Annotated in this window: 11 protein-coding genes; 8 read left to right on the top strand and 3 right to left on the bottom strand. The window is 69.4% G+C overall.

The window, feature by feature from the left end; translation table 11 throughout:
* The first annotated feature begins 44 nt into the window (after positions 1 to 44).
* Positions 45 to 1319 (top strand): transcription termination factor Rho, encoded by a 1275-nt coding sequence (gene rho, locus C8P66_RS02405; protein WP_111396543.1) that lies wholly within the window; start codon positions 45 to 47, stop codon positions 1317 to 1319.
* Positions 1320 to 1391: 72 nt separating this feature from the next.
* Here rho and C8P66_RS02400 read toward each other — a convergent pair whose 3' ends face one another.
* The 3 genes from C8P66_RS02400 to C8P66_RS02390 form a co-directional block, all read right to left on the bottom strand.
* Positions 1392 to 2372 (bottom strand): Bug family tripartite tricarboxylate transporter substrate binding protein, encoded by a 981-nt coding sequence (locus C8P66_RS02400; protein ID WP_111396542.1) that lies wholly within the window; start codon positions 2370 to 2372, stop codon positions 1392 to 1394.
* 217 nt (positions 2373 to 2589) lie between these two features.
* Positions 2590 to 4425, bottom strand: coding sequence for a response regulator (locus C8P66_RS02395; RefSeq protein WP_146422681.1), 1836 nt, complete (start codon positions 4423 to 4425; stop codon positions 2590 to 2592).
* Between the two features lie 324 nt (positions 4426 to 4749).
* Positions 4750 to 5436: an alpha/beta fold hydrolase gene (locus C8P66_RS02390; protein ID WP_245903170.1), complete on the bottom strand. Its 687-nt coding sequence runs from the start codon at positions 5434 to 5436 to the stop codon at positions 4750 to 4752.
* Positions 5437 to 5781: 345 nt separating this feature from the next.
* On the opposite strand from C8P66_RS02390, the gene C8P66_RS02385 reads away from it, so the two are divergent.
* The 7 genes from C8P66_RS02385 (at position 5782) to uvrC (ending at position 14753) form a co-directional block, all read left to right on the top strand.
* The gene (locus tag C8P66_RS02385; protein WP_408881948.1) at positions 5782 to 7767 is read left to right on the top strand and encodes a DEAD/DEAH box helicase; all 1986 of its coding nucleotides are present in this window, start codon (positions 5782 to 5784) and stop codon (positions 7765 to 7767) included.
* A gap of 55 nt (positions 7768 to 7822) precedes the next feature.
* The gene (locus tag C8P66_RS02380; protein WP_111396539.1) at positions 7823 to 9028 is read left to right on the top strand and encodes an acyl-CoA dehydrogenase; all 1206 of its coding nucleotides are present in this window, start codon (positions 7823 to 7825) and stop codon (positions 9026 to 9028) included.
* Positions 9025 to 10305, top strand: coding sequence for a class I SAM-dependent RNA methyltransferase (locus C8P66_RS02375; RefSeq protein WP_111396538.1), 1281 nt, complete (start codon positions 9025 to 9027; stop codon positions 10303 to 10305). The genes C8P66_RS02380 and C8P66_RS02375 overlap by 4 nt, the downstream gene beginning before the upstream one ends.
* 52 nt (positions 10306 to 10357) lie before the next feature.
* Positions 10358 to 11326 carry an MBL fold metallo-hydrolase gene (locus tag C8P66_RS02370; RefSeq protein ID WP_111396537.1) on the top strand — a complete coding sequence of 323 codons (969 nt, stop codon included), beginning with the start codon at positions 10358 to 10360 and terminating at the stop codon, positions 11324 to 11326.
* A gap of 47 nt (positions 11327 to 11373) precedes the next feature.
* The gene (locus C8P66_RS02365) at positions 11374 to 12147 is read left to right on the top strand and encodes an SDR family oxidoreductase (RefSeq protein WP_111396536.1); all 774 of its coding nucleotides are present in this window, start codon (positions 11374 to 11376) and stop codon (positions 12145 to 12147) included.
* Positions 12144 to 12542, top strand: coding sequence for a dihydroneopterin aldolase (folB, locus tag C8P66_RS02360; RefSeq protein WP_111396535.1), 399 nt, complete (start codon positions 12144 to 12146; stop codon positions 12540 to 12542). Before C8P66_RS02365 ends, folB begins: the two co-directional genes overlap by 4 nt.
* A 333-nt stretch (positions 12543 to 12875) precedes the next feature.
* Positions 12876 to 14753 carry an excinuclease ABC subunit UvrC gene (gene uvrC / locus C8P66_RS02355; RefSeq protein WP_111396534.1) on the top strand — a complete coding sequence of 626 codons (1878 nt, stop codon included), beginning with the start codon at positions 12876 to 12878 and terminating at the stop codon, positions 14751 to 14753.
* Positions 14754 to 14778: the final 25 nt, after the last annotated feature.

Below are 14778 nucleotides of genomic sequence, written 5' to 3'. Positions count from 1 at the left end.
AGGAAGGCCCCCCGCGCTCCCCCTCCGACCATCCGGACGCGTCAATGCATCTTTCAGACCTCAAGGCGAAGACCCCGGCCGATCTACTGGCCTTCGCCGAAAACCTGCAAATCGAGGGGGCTTCGGCCCTGCGCAAGCAGGACATGATGTTCGCCATCCTCAAGACCCTGGCCGAGAAAGACCAGGCGATCCACGGTGACGGCACCCTCGAAATCCTCCCCGACGGCTTCGGCTACCTCCGCAGCCCGCAGGCAAACTTCCTCCCCGGCCCCGACGACATCTATGTCTCGCCCGCCCAGGTCCGGCGCTTCTCGCTGCGGACCGGCGATACGGTCGAGGGCCAGATCCGCGCGCCCAAGGATGGCGAGCGCTATTTCGCCCTGCTCAAGGTCAATACCGTCAACTTCGAGCCGCCCGACGCGCTGAAGCACCGCATCAACTTCGACAATCTGACGCCGCTCTACCCGACGCGCCGGTTGAAGATGGAGAATGCCGAGGTCGAGAGCGTCGGCAAGGGTCCGACCAAGGACAACACCCACCGCGTCATCGACCTGGTGGCCCCGATCGGCATGGGCCAGCGCGCGCTGATCGTCGCCCCGCCGCGCACCGGCAAGACGGTGATGCTGCAGAACATCGCCAAATCCATCAGCGCCAACCACCCCGAGGTCTTCCTCATGGTGCTGCTGATCGATGAGCGCCCGGAAGAAGTCACCGACATGGCCCGCACCGTGCGCGGCGAGGTCGTGGCCTCCACCTTCGACGAGCCGGCGACCCGCCACGTCCAGGTGACGGAGATGGTGCTGGAAAAGGCCAAGCGGCTGGTCGAGCACAAGCGGGACGTGGTCATCCTGCTGGATTCGATCACCCGGCTCGGGCGCGCCTACAACTCGGTCGTGCCGTCCTCCGGCAAGGTGCTGACCGGTGGTGTGGACGCGAATGCGCTGCAGCGCCCCAAGCGCTTCTTCGGCGCCGCGCGCAATATCGAGGAAGGCGGGTCGCTGACCATCATCGCGACCGCGCTGATCGACACCGGCAGCCGCATGGACGAGGTGATCTTCGAAGAGTTCAAGGGCACCGGCAACTCGGAAATCATCCTGGACCGGAAGCTCTCGGACAAGCGCGTCTTCCCGGCGATCGACATCACCAAGTCCGGCACCCGCAAGGAAGAGCTGCTGGTCGATCGTGGCAGCCTGTCGAAGATGTGGGTGCTGCGCCGCATCCTGAACCCGATGGGCACGCAGGATTCGATGGAGTTCCTGTTGGACAAGCTGAAGTACAGCAAGACCAACCAGGATTTCTTCGACGCGATGAATACCTGAGCGACCAGGGGGCCCGGCGACGGGCCACCGTTCGCGTGGACAGGGGCGCCCGGCGACGGGCGCCCTTTTCCGTCAGCCCGCCGTGGCGCCGCTGGCCCGCACCACCGGCACCCAATCCGCCAACTCCTGATGCAGGAAGGCCGCGAATTGCTCGGGGCTGCCCTCGGCGATGGGGGGCAGGTCCTGCTCCACGAAGCGGGCGGCGGTCGCGGGCTCCAGCAGCGCCGTGCGGGTCACCTCATTCATGCGCGCGACGATCGGCGCGGGGGTGCCGGCCGGGGCGAAGAGGCCGAACCAGGAATAAGCCTTGTAGCCCGGCAGCCCCGCCTCGGCCGCCGTCGGCACATCCGGCATCAGGCCCGAGCGCGCCGCGGTCGCGACCGCGAGGCAGCGCAGCCGCCCGGCCTGATGATGCGGCGCGATCAGCGCCGGCGTGTCGAAACACGCGGCGACCTGACCGCCCAGCATGTCCGACAGCATCGGCCCGCTGCCGCGATAGGGAACATGGGTCGCCTCGGCGCCGATGGCATTCAGGAACGCCACCGCCCCGATATGCGCCGAGCCGCCGGCGCCGCCGGTGCCATAGGCGTATTTCCCCGGATTGGCCCGCAGCAGCGCGATGAAGCCGGCAAGGTCGGTCACCCCCAGCGAGGGGTGCACGGTGATGCAGATCGGCACCATCACGGTCGGCGCGACGGCGATGAAATCCTTCTCCGGGTCATAGGGCAGGCGCGGGCCATAGAGGCCGACCGCCAGCACATGGGTCGAGATCGTCCCCATCAGGAAGGTGTAGCCATCCGGCGCCGCCTTCGCGACCGCGGCCGAGCCGATGGTGCCGCCGGCGCCGGAGCGGTTGTCGATCACCACCGACTGGCCGAGCATCTGCTGCATCTTCGGCGCCAGCATGCGGGTCGAGACATCGGTGCTGCCGCCGGCCGCGAAGGGCACGACGATCTTCACCGCCTGGTTCGGCCAGGGCGCCTGCGCGCGGGCCGCAAGCGGCAGCAAAGCGGCCGGCAGCGCCAAAGCGGAACGGCGGGTGATCTGTGTCATCGGGGGGCCTTGCGAAACGGGACAGGCCCGGACTGTAGGGGAGAATCGCCTGCCTCGCCCCCGGTTTGGCGGCGGGATGAGGATGAGCCGGCCACCCAGAGCGGTTTCCGTTCGCTTGCGCTCACGTCAGCCGCTCTGGCTCGTTGTTTTGTCGCATTTTCCGAGCCGTCGGGTGACTCCACCCGACTTGAAAATGCTCCAACCTCCGCATCCGGCCTCAGCCGGCCATGATGCGGGGCTTCGCCGCCTGCGCGACCGCCGGGGCTGCCAGCTGATCCAGCTTCTGGTTCAGCTCCTCCGGGTCGATCGGCTTGGCAAGGTGCCCATCCATCCCGGCCGCGAGGCAGGCGCGGACTTCCATCGGATGGGTGTGCCCGGTCACCGCGATGATGATGATCCGCGCCGCAGGGCCCGTGAGCTGACGGATCCGCGCCGTGGTCGCGTAGCCATCCATCTGCGGCATATCCAGGTCCATCAGGACCAGATCCGGCACCGGGCCGTCCCGCAGCAGGTCAAGGGCGGCCTCGCCGGAGGCGGCATGGATCACGGCATGACCCTCCCGCGCCAGCAGGGCCTCGACCACCCGCCGGTTGGCGGTGACGTCATCGACCACCAGCACCGTCATCGATGACCGGCGCGACGGGGCCGGCGGCACGATTGGGAAGGCGGCGGCCAGCGGCGAGGTGGGCAGCGGCAGCGACAGCACGAAAACGCTGCCGTGCCCGTTCGGCCCCGGCTCCCAGCCCACGGTGCCGCCCATGGCGCGGGCCAGGGCCGCGGTGATGGACAGGCCAAGGCCGCTGCCCTCGATCCCCCCCGTCCCCACACCGCGGGCGTAATCCTGGAACAGCCGGCCGCGCAGTTCCTCGGCCACGCCGGGCCCGGTATCGGTCACCGCGATCCGGACCACCCCATCCTGGGCGCTGGCGGATAGCGTGACGGCGCCCCCGGCCGGCGTGAACTTCACGGCATTGCCGAGCAGGTTCAGCACCATCTGCCGCACCCGCAGGGGATCGGCATGGACCCCCGCCGGCAGGGCCGCATCCAGCTCGACCGTCAGCAGAAGTCCCTTGGCCTCGGCCTGCACCCCGATCAGCGCCGGGGTCTCGGCCAGAAGCTGCCCGATATCGATGGGCTGGGAGGATAGCTCGATCCGCCCGGTTTCCACCCGCTCGATATCCAGCAGGTCGTTTACGATCCCGAGGAGATGCCGCCCCGCCTGGGTGATGACCGCGGCGCGGGCGCGATGGGTATCGTTCAGGGTCGGGTCGTCGGCCAGCACCTGCGCCATGCCGAGCACCCCGTTGAGCGGGGTCCGCAGCTCGTGGCTCATCCGGGCGAGGAAGCGGGATTTGCGGGCATTGGCCTGGTCGGCGCGGTCGCGGGTTTCGGCGATGGCGGCATGGACCCGGGCCTCGGCCGCTTCCCGCGACAGGGAGATCAGCAGGATGGAGGTGGCGGCCCGCAGCATCAGGATCGGCGCGATCACGGCGTAGAGCCAGACGCTTTCCGGCAGTCCGGAGGGGGCGACCTCAACGGGGAAGACCACCGCCAGCGCCCCGCGGACGCCAAGCCCGGCGGCGGTCAGGATGAGCATCAGGAACAGCGGCCGCCGCGAGGGCAGATTCACCCCCGGCCGAGGGCGGCGCAGATCGGCGGCGGGCAAAGCCGAGAACAGAGCCCCGATCACCGACATCAGCACGATCCGGGCATCGAGGCTCTCGGAGACGAAATCGGTACGGCAGGCGGCAAGCCAGACGAGGGTGGCGAGAAGGGCGGGCACCATGCTCGCCGCGCGTCCCTCGAACCGCCGCACCCCGGTACAGATCAGGCCGTAACCCAGGATGATCATCGCATTGGCGATATCGATCGAAAGAACATCCGGGACCTCGCCACGCAGTGCGATGAGCAGGATGCCCGCAGCGGCCACCAAATGGGCCAGGGTCCAATCCGCGAGCGCCCGCTGCGTCCGATCCTGCCACCAGAACCAGCATTGCACCCCGGCGAGGGTGAGTTCGAGCGACACGGTAATATAGGCGATGGTCGTCGGCACAGCGATCTCCACGGCAGCGGTAACCACCGGGGGCTTAGCCCGGCACCCCGCGCCTTGCCATGTGACGCAGCCTATGGCTGTGGTTGGCGCCCCCTATGTCCTCGCTCCGGGAGTACTCTGTCAACACCTGCCGTAAAGGTTGCAAGGTATTGTAACACCGCCACCAAGACCGACGCGCATTCTGAATAAAAATTACCGTAACGCGAGTTGTGGGCGTGAACACGTAACTTTTCTCGCAACGCTCCGATTGGAGAATGTTGACGGTGACGATTGGCCGGTCGTCGCCTTTCCCCGGCCTTGGCCAGGGCTTGCCGGGCGCGACGCTCAGGCCGCCAGCCATTCGCGCAGCACTTCGCCTGCCGCGGCGGGGGACTCCATGGGCGGCAAATGGCCGCAGTCCGGCAACATGCGAAGCTGCGCCCCGGGGATGAGCGCGGCCATCTCCTCGGCCAACTCGGGCGGGGTCAGGATATCCTGGGCCCCGACGGCAACCAGCGTCGGCAGCGACAGGCCCGGCAGCATCGGCCGGCTATCGGGCCGGGCCAGAATCGCCTCCTGCTGACGCAGGAAGGCATCGCGGCCGACACGGCCGGCCATGGCCAGCACCTCCGCCGCGATCGGGCCATCGGCGTGGCGCGGATGGATCAACTGCGGCAGCAGGCGTGGCGTCACGCCGCGGAACTGCCCGGTGCGGGCGAGGCCGATGAGCCCGCGTCGCCGGCGCGACTGCTCGGGCGTGTCCGGCCGGGCGGAGGTGTCGAACAGCGCCAGGCGCGTCACCCGTTCCGGCGCCTGGCGCAGGATCTCGAAGGCGACGTAGCCGCCCATCGACAGCCCGACCAGCGCGAAACGGGGCGGAGCCTGGGCCAGGGCGCGCATCGCCATGGCAGGGATGCTCGCATCCTGGGTAAGGTCGGCGACCATCGGGGCGGCGAGATGGGCGATGGCGGGGCGGATGGGCGCCCAGAGCGCATCGTCGCAAAGCAGGCCGGGCAGAAGCAGAAGCGGCATCGGATGGATCATGTCGCCGTCCGATGTATCGATCGCGACCGACCTCGGAAACCCCCATGCCGCGCATAGGGGCAACATGTCTGCGGCCATGTGGCGGCAAAACCTTGCGCCAGCACGGGATACGGCGCATATGCCGCTCGGCACGCCGGTGGGTGGTGCCCGCCGTGCGTCGACGGTCTGGTCAAGGAACGCCCTCGTTCCGTGGCTTTGCTGTTGTGTGCCATACGCCCATCCAGGGCGGTGTGTCGCACCATCGTCCCGCCGGCTCTTCTTCGACTGGATACGACACACTTGACCCAGACCCAGGACGCGACCTCCGAGCAGGGGCAGCAGCCCAATGAAAGCATCGCGGGCGCGCCCGCGACCGAGGTTGCGGCGACCGGGACTCCAAAGACGCCAGAGGCCGTGACGCCCGAGCCGGAAACACCCGAGTCGGAAACACCCGAGCCGCTGGTGGCCGAGCCCGTGACGGCCGAAGCCGCGCCGGTTGAGGCTGCCCCGGTCGAGGCGGCCCCGGTTGAGGCTGCCCCGGTCGAGACGGCGCCCATCGAGGCCGCGCCGATCTCCGAGACCCCGGTTGCCGAGACCCTGGTCGCCGAGACCCTGGTCGCCGAGGCCCCGGATGCCGAGGCAGATGAAGCCGAAGAGGCCGCCCCCCGCGTCACCTTCGCCGATCTCGGGCTCTCGGAGCCGATCTTCCATGCCGTGGCCGACGCCGGCTACATCCACCCGACCCCGATCCAGGAACAGGCGATCCCCGTCGTCCTCCAAGGCCGCGATGTGCTCGGCTGCGCCCAGACCGGCACCGGCAAGACCGCCTCCTTCGTGCTGCCGATGCTCGACATCCTGGCCGGCTCGCGGGCCAAGGCGCGGATGCCGCGCAGCCTGATCCTGGAGCCGACCCGCGAACTGGCTCTCCAGGTCGCGGAAAACTTCGTCAAATACGGCAAGCATCTGAAGCTGGTCCACGCGCTGCTGATCGGCGGCGAGAGCATGGACGAGCAGAAGGCCGTGCTGAACGCCGGCGTGGACGTGCTGATCGCGACCCCGGGCCGGCTGCTCGACCTGTTCGAGCGTGGCCGCATCCTGCTCGCGGATTGCAAGGTGCTGGTCATCGACGAGGCCGACCGCATGCTGGACATGGGCTTCATCCCCGATGTCGAGCGCATCGTCTCGCTGTTGCCGCCGCTGCGGCAGACCCTGTTCTTCTCGGCCACCATGGCGCCGGAAATCCGCCGCCTGGCCGATGCCTTCCTGCGCAACCCGCGCGAGATCACCGTCAGCCGCCCCGCCTCGGTCGCCACCACCATCACCGCCGGTGTGGTCTGGGTGCGCGAGACGGAAAAGCGCGAGGCCCTGCGCCGCCTGCTGAAGGGGGAGGTCGTGCAGAACGCCCTGATCTTCTGCAATCGCAAGGTCGAGGTGGACATCCTCTACAAGAGCCTGAAGCGGCACGGCTTCTCGGTCGGCGCCTTGCATGGCGACATGGAGCAATCCGCCCGCTTCGCGACCCTGAACAAGTTCAAGAACAATGAGCTGCAACTGCTGGTCTGCAGCGATGTCGCCGCCCGCGGGCTCGACATCGGCGGGCTCAGCCATGTCTTCAACTTCGACGTGCCCTTCCATGCCGAGGATTACGTCCACCGCATCGGCCGCACCGGCCGCGCGGGGCGTGAGGGCCGCGCCTATTCCATCGCCGGCCCCGGCGATGCCAAGAACATCGCCGCCATCGAGAAGCTGACCGGCGCGCCGATCCCGACCTTGGTGATCGAAGGCATCGAAGCCCCCTCCGAAGAGGAGATGGCGGCGGCGCGCGAGCGTCGAGGTGGCCGTGGCGGCCGCGATGCCGCCCCGGCGCGCGGTGCCGCTGCCGGGCGTGGCCGCGAGGGTGCTCGCGAGGCTGGTCGGGGCCGTGGCGGCGAACGCGCCGCCCGTCCCGCCCCGCGCGAAGCCGTCGCCGCCGCCGAGGAGCCGGCCCGCGAGGAACGGCCCCGTGCCGAGGAGCGCGTCCGCGAGGAGCGCCCCCGTCGCGCGCCCCGCGCCGAGGCCGCCGAGCGCGCCCCCGCCGCCGAGGCGCCCCAGGTGGCCGAGCCGCGCCACCGTCGTGACGAACCCCGGCGCGACGAACCCCGGCGTGACGAGGACAGCCCCCGCGCCCGCCCGCCGCGCGACGACGCCCGCTCACGCGACGAGCGCCGCCGCCAGGACGACCTCGGCCCGAGCGTGCTCGGCTTTGGTGACAGCACCCCGGCCTTCATGCTGATCCCAACACCGAAGCCGCGCCGCAGCGCCGAGCCGGACGCCCCGAACGGGTCCGCCCAGGCGGCCTGAAGCGCCCCCGGCTTCGGCCGGGGATGAGAGTTTTGTGCAGTAGGAGACGCTCCGAATGAATGTGCTCACGCCCGCCGCCAAGCCCGGCAAATCCGCGCCCTTCGTCTGGGATGACGCGCTGCTGCTGAACGACCAGTTGACCGAAGACGAGCGCATGATCCGCGATGCGGCGCATGCCTTCTGCCAGGACAAGCTGATGCCGCGGGTGCTGATGGCGAACCGCAATGAGCACTTCGACCGCGAGATCATGAACGAGTTCGGCGAGCAGGGCTTTCTGGGGGCCACCCTCGACAGCCATGGCTGCGCCGGCGTCGGCTATGTCTCCTATGGGCTGATGGCGCGTGAGGTCGAGCGCGTGGACAGCGGCTACCGCTCGGCGTTCTCCGTGCAATCCTCGCTGGTGATGTTCCCGATCCACGCCTATGGCTCGGACGCCCAGAAGGACAAGTTCCTGCCCAAGCTGCGCAGCGGCGAATGGGTCGGCTGCTTCGGCCTGACCGAGCCCGATGCGGGCTCGGACCCCAATTCCATGCGGACGCGGGCGAAGTCGGTCGATGGCGGCTATCTGCTGTCCGGCTCCAAGACCTGGATCACCAACTCCCCGATCTCCGATGTCTTCGTGGTCTGGGCGAAGGATGACGCGGGCACGCTGCGCGGCTTCCTGCTCGAAAAGGGCATGAAGGGCCTGACCGCGCCGAAGATCGAGGGCAAGTTCTCGCTCCGCGCCTCCATCACCGGCATGATCATGATGGACGACGTCTTCGTCCCCGCCGAGAACATGCTGCCAGGCGTAAAATCGCTGGCCGGTCCTTTCTCCTGCCTCAACCGCGCGCGCTACGGCATCGCCTGGGGTGCGCTGGGGGCGGCCGAGTTCTGCTGGCACGCGGCGCGGGACTACACCATGAACCGCAAGATGTTCGGCAAGCCGCTGGCGCAGACGCAGCTCATCCAGAAGAAGCTCGCGGATATGCAGACCGAGATCACCCTCGGGCTGCAATCGGTGCTGCGGGTCGGGCGGCTGTTCGACGAGCACCGCGCCGCGCCGGAGATGATTTCCCTGGTCAAGCGCAACTCCTGCGGCAAGTCGCTGGATATCGCGCGCATGGCGCGGGACATGCACGGCGGGAATGGCGTGTCGGACGAGTACCACGTCATCCGCCACGTGATGAACCTGGAAGCCGTCAACACCTACGAAGGCACACATGATGTGCATGCCCTGATCCTGGGACGCGCCCAGACCGGGCTCAACGCCTTCGGTTGACTGATGTCGTAGAGGTCGTGATCTCCCGCCTCGGCAGTGCCGGGGACGGGGTGGGCGCGCTGTCCGATGGCACGCCGCTGTTCGTCGCGGGCGCCCTGCCGGGCGAGACCATTCGCGCCGAACCCACCGCGCGGCGCGGCGATGGCGTCTCCGCGACGCTGGTCGAGGTGCTGGTCCCCAGCCCCGACCGCGTCGAGCCGCCCTGCCCGCATTTCGGCATCTGCGGCGGCTGTGCCATCCAGCACATGTCGCTGGAGGCTGGCGTCGCCTGGAAGCGCGGGCGGCTGGACGAAGCCCTGGCCCGAGGCGGCTTCCCCGATTTTCCCATCACGATCGCGCCCCCGACCCCGCCGCTGACGCGGCGCCGGGCCGATCTGGCGCTGCTGCGCATGCCGGATGGCAATGTCGCGATCGGGCTGCATGCCCATGGCAGCGCCACGGTCACCGATCTTCAGGCCTGCATGGTGCTGGACCCGCGGCTGTTTGCCCTGATCGCGCCGTTGCGCGCGGTGCTGAAGCGGATGCAGGCGCTGCGCCGCTCCGGCAGCGCCGTGCTGAACCTGCTGGATACCGGCCCCGACCTGCTGCTGCGCACCGATGGGCCGCTGGATTCCCCCGCCCGCGGCATGCTCGCCGCCTTCGGCCCCGCCAATGGCATCCCCCGCATCGCCTGGGCGCTGGGCAACGGGCCGACCGAGATCGCGGCGCAGACCGGGCCGGTTGCGCTCGACCTCACCGGCACAATCCTCGCCCCGGCGCCGGGCGCCTTCCTCCAGGCCAGCCCGACCGGGGAGGCCGCGATCATCGCCGCCGTGCTCGCCGGGCTGCCGACCAGGCGCATCGGGCGCGGGCGGATCGCGGATCTCTACGCCGGGATCGGCACGCTCTCGGTGCCGCTGTCCACGCGGGGGCCGGTCGCGGCCTTCGAGGGTGAGGCCGAGGCCGTCGCCGCCCTCGGCTCGGCCGCCGGGCGGTCCGGCGCGCGCCTCGCCGCGACCAGGCGGGATCTGGTGCGCCAGCCGCTGCTGCCGGCCGAACTCGACAAATTCGCCGCCGTGGTGCTGGACCCGCCCTTCGCCGGCGCGTTGGAACAGATCGCCATGATCGCGCGCAGCAAGGTCACCTCGGTCGTCTATGTCTCCTGCAACCCCCTGGCGCTGGGGCGGGATATACGGGTGCTGGCCGAGGTCGGTTTCCGGGTCACGCAGGCGACCCTGATCGACCAGTTCCTGTGGTCGTCCCAGGTCGAAGCGGTGGTCGCCCTCTCCCGGGCTTGATCATTCCCGGCGAGCACCGACATGCGCTGGCAACCTAACCGGGAGCCAGACCATGAGCATGGACCGACGCAGCCTTTTCGCCGCCACCGCTTTGGGCGCGCTCGCCGCCCCGGGCCTCGCCGCCGCGCAAGGGGCGGCGCCCACCGCTCAGGCGCCGGGCTTCTACCGGCTCAAGGTTGGGGCCAAGACCGTGACCGTGGTGCATGACGGCTTCGCCCCCCGCCCCAACATCCTGACCGGCTTCGTCCGCAATGCCACGCCGGAGCAGGTCGAGGCGTCGTTGCGCGACTCCTATATGCCGCTCCCCGGGCTGGACATCCCCTTCACCATCACCTTCGTGCAGACCTCGTCGGGGCTGGTGGTGTTCGACACCGGGACGGGCAATCAGCTTGGCGCCCCGACGGCGGGGACCATCGCGGCCAATATGCGCGCGGCGGGGCTGGACCCGGCGGCGGTGACGCGGGTCGTCATCAGCCATTTCCACGGCGACCACATCACCGGCCTGACCACGCCGGACAACACGCCGGTCTTCCCCAATGCCGATCTCTGGGTACCGGAGCCCGAATACGCCTATTGGATGGATGATGCGGTGATGTCGCGCGCGGCCGAGGGCATGCGCGGGGCCTTCCAGAACGTGCGCCGGCGCCTGGGGCCCTATGCCGCCAAGACCGAACGCTACGCCGCCGGCGCCGAGGTCGCCCCCGGCATCCGCGCCGTCGCGACCTATGGCCACACGCCGGGGCACATGTCCTTCACCGTGGAGGATGGCGGCGAGAGCCTGATGATCCTCAGCGACGTCACCAACCACTCCGAGCTGAACCTGAAGAACCCCGGCTGGCACGCGATCTTCGACATGGACCCGGTGCTGGCCGAGGCGACCCGGCGCCGCGTCTTCGACCAGGTGGCGACCGACCGGCTGCGCTGCATCGGCTACCACTTCCCCTTCCCGGCCAATGGCTATGTCGCCAAGACCGAGGGCGGCTACCGCTTCATCCCCGCGACCTGGACGGCCGTGGTCTGACCGCGGCACCCGTAGCCCCCGGCCGCCACGCCGGGTAAGGGGGCGGGATGCTGCTGATCCCCCCCTCGATCCCGCGCGTGGCCCTGGTGACCGGCGGCGCCCAGCGCCTGGGCCGCGCCATCGCGGTGGCGCTGGCCGGTGCCGGCTTCGACATCGCCCTGCATCACGCGACCACCGATGCCGAGGCGGTCGCGGCCGAGATCCGCGCCCTCGGCCGCCGCGTGGTGACGCTGCGCGCCGATCTCGGGCAGGAGGCGGAGGTCGCGGGCCTGGTCCCCGCCGCCATCGCCGCCCTCGGTCCGCTCGGCGTGCTGGTGAACAACGCCAGCACCTTCGAGCGGGACGAGATGGCGGATGCCTCCCGCGCCTCCTGGGACCGGCATATGGAGCCGAACCTGCGCGCGCCCTTCGTGCTGGCCCAGGCCTTCGCCGCCGCTTTGCCGCCGGGCGCGGAGGGGGTGGTGCTGAACATGATCGACCAGCGGGTCTGGTCGCTGACCCCGCATTTCGTTTCCTACACCGTCTCCAAGGCAGGGCTCTGGACCTTGACCCAGACCCTGGCGCTCGCCCTGGCCCCGCGCATCCGGGTGGTGGCGATCGGCCCCGGCCCGGCCATCCCCTCCCCCCGCCAGAGCCAGGCGCAGTTCGACCGCCAATGCGCCTCCACCCCCCTGCGCCGTGGGACCAGCCCTGAGGAGGTGGCAGGGGTGGCGCTGGCGCTGCTGGCCATGCCCTCCGTCACCGGGCAGATGATCGCATTGGACGGCGGGCAGCATTTGCAGTGGTCGCCCGGCACCCCCACTGCGGAGCCCGAGGAATGAGCATCCCCTATACGCCCGATGCCGATGCGGCGATCCGGCGGGTCTTTGTGCGCGGGCTGACGGTGCTGGCGCGGCTGGGCGTCTATCCGCATGAGCAGGCGGCGCCGCAACGGCTGATCCTGGATATCGAGCTTGCCGTGGTGGATGAATTCGCCCCGGATGGAATCGGTCCCGACAAGCTGGCCCGGGTCGTCGATTATGCCGAGGTGGTGGCCAGTGCCCGTCGCATTGTCGCGGAAGGGCACACCCGCCTGGTCGAGACGCTCGCTGAACGAATAGCGGTTGCTGCATTGCAGGATAGCCGGGTCTTGTCGGCCCGCGTTACAGCGGCGAAACCGGATATCCTGCCCGACGCGGTCTCGGTCGGGGTCACGGTGGAGCGGCGACGGCTGTAACCTACTGGTATCAGAGGGGTCAGGGAATTGTCATATCGCATTGCGGTCGGCGCGGCCGTCAGAAAATCATCCACCGCCACCCCCCGCTGCATGCCGACCGGCTGAGCGTCAACATGCGATTACCTCTTGACGCGCATCTTTCCTCGCGGCTTTTATTTTTTCAATAAAAACAATGGCTTAACATTATGCCTATTTTACATGCAAGCCGCTGTGACTGGCGGATGACTGCGGCTGGCGGGCCTTCGCCGACATTCCGCCCACAGAGTTGTCCACAGGGTTCGGGGATAAGGCAATGCGCTTGCCCGACCCATAGCCCACGGCTATCGGCAGCCCATGGACCCTGACGCTCCCCCTTCCCTGGCTGGCGCGCCGCTGCTGCTCGCGGCGCTGGCCAACCTGCCGCAGGGGCCCGGCGTCTACCGGATGCTGGCCGCCGATGGGTCTGCCCTTTATGTTGGCAAAGCCCGCTCGTTACGCAAGCGGGTCGCTGCGTATACGCGCCCGGCCCGGTTGCCGGAGCGTCTGCGACGCATGGTCGCGGACACGAAATCGCTTGAAGTCATCACCACCCAGAGCGAGGCCGAGGCCTTGTTGCTGGAGGCCAACCTCATCAAGCGGCTGCGGCCGCGCTTCAACATCGTCCTGCGCGACGACAAATCCTACCCCTGGCTGGTGCTGACGGAGGGCCACCCCTTCCCCCAGATCGGCAAGCACCGGGGCGAGAAGAAGCCGGGCGCCTCCTACTGGGGTCCCTTTGCCAGCGCCTGGGCGGTCAAGCAGACGGTGACGGCGTTGCAGCGGGTGTTCCTGCTGCGCTCCTGCCGCGACACCGTCTTCGCCTCCCGTTCGCGGCCCTGCCTGCTGTTCCAGATCCGCCGCTGCTCGGCGCCCTGCGTCGGGCGCATCAGCCAGCCGGACTACGCCGACCTCGTGGCCCAGGCGAAGCAGTTCCTCTCCGGCGAAACCCCGTCGATCCAGAAAAAGCTCGCGGCGGAGATGGAGGCCGCGGCCGAGCGCATGGAATATGAACGCGCCGCCGCCCTGCGCGACCGCATCCGCGGCCTCACCCATATCCAGGGGACCGACCGCATCAATCTGGACGGCATGGGGGATGCCGATGTCGTCGCCCTGCACCAGGCGGCCGGGCAATCCTGCGTGCAGGTCTTCTTCTACCGGGGCGGGCGCAACAACGGGAACCGCGCCTTCTTCCCCAGCCATGCCAAGGGCGATGTGCCGCCGGCGCAGGTGATGGGGGCGTTCCTGGCGCAGCTCTACGACGACATCCCCCCGCCACCGCTGGTGCTGGTCAGCCACGACCCCGCCGATGCCGCGCTGATCGCCGAGGCGCTGTCGCTGCGCGCCAATCGCCGGGTCGAGGTCCATCGCCCCCAGCGCGGCGACAAGGCCCGCGCGGTGGACCATGCCGTCACCAATGCGCGCGAGGCGCTGGAGCGGCGGCTCGCGGAAGGCACCGCCCAGACCGCGTTGCTGGAGGGGGTGCAGCGCGTCTTCGACCTGCCCGAGCCCCCTGCCCGCATCGAGATCTACGACAACAGCCACATCCAGGGCACCAGCGCCTATGGCGTGATGGTGGCGGCGGGGCCGGCCGGCTTCATCAAATCCGCCTACCGCAAATACGGGATCAAGGCGGCCGGGCCCATCGGCGGCGGCGATGATTTCGCGATGATGAAGGAGGTCTTCGAGCGCCGTTTTGGTCGCGCGCTCAAGGAAGACCCGGGCCGCGACGGCGAGTCCTGGCCGGACCTCGTGCTGATCGACGGCGGGCTCGGCCAGCTCAATGCCGCGCGGGAGGTGCTGGCGGAGCTGGGCGTGGACGACATCCCCTTGGTCGGCGTCGCCAAGGGGCCGGACCGCGATGCCGGGCGGGAATGGTTCCACATGCCCGGGCGGGCGCCGATCCAGCTGCCGCCGCGCGACCCGGTGCTCTACTATTTGCAACGGCTGCGGGATGAGGCGCATCGCTTCGCCATCACCACCCACCGCGCCGGGCGCTCCAAGGCGATGGTGAAATCCGAGCTGGATGAGGTGCCCGGCGTCGGCCCCGCCACCAAGCGGGCGCTGTTGAACCATTTTGGCAGCGCGCGCGGGGTCAGGCAGTCCTCGCTGGAAGACCTGATGCATTGCCCCGGCATCGGCCCCGCCACGGCCCGGCGTGTGCATGGGCATTTTCACCCCGGGGCTGTTGCCTGAGGGCGAGCCGCACCACGTCGGGGGT

Origin of the sequence: Humitalea rosea (assembly GCF_003253705.1) — a bacterium.
In the GTDB taxonomy this organism is placed as follows: Bacteria; Pseudomonadota; Alphaproteobacteria; order Acetobacterales; family Acetobacteraceae; genus Humitalea; species Humitalea rosea.
Note: the sequence above shows the minus strand (reverse complement) of the source record. Positions and strands in the feature narration are given on the sequence as shown.